Annotated in this window: 1 protein-coding gene; it reads left to right on the top strand. The window is 41.2% G+C overall.

Annotated features, from left to right (window positions below):
- On the top strand, window positions 1-311 hold a 311-nt coding region (locus B4K20_RS04790; RefSeq protein WP_289282064.1), incomplete at both ends, for a ribosomal RNA small subunit methyltransferase A.

The raw sequence follows: 311 nt of genomic DNA, 5'->3' as shown, positions 1-311 counted from the left end.
TACTCTCAATTAATCACTGAGCAAAAACCACTTAGAATCATTGGCAATTTACCTTACAACATCACCACACCTTTATTGTTTCATTTACTCAGCTTTGCAGACGCTATTAGTGATATGTGTTTTATGTTGCAGAAAGAGGTTGTCGAGCGCATCTGTGCGCAGCCTGGGACAAAGCAGTATGGTCGATTGAGCATCATGATTCAGTATCAATGTCATACAGACATGTTATTTGTAGTGCCACCAGAGGCGTTTGATCCAGTACCCAAAGTGGAATCTGCCATTATTTATCTGCAACCACGCAAACAACCTCT

It is taken from the genome of Methylophaga sp. UBA5088 (assembly GCF_002414625.1).
In the GTDB taxonomy this organism is placed as follows: Bacteria; Pseudomonadota; Gammaproteobacteria; order Nitrosococcales; family Methylophagaceae; genus Methylophaga; species Methylophaga marina.
Note: the sequence above shows the minus strand (reverse complement) of the source record. Positions and strands in the feature narration are given on the sequence as shown.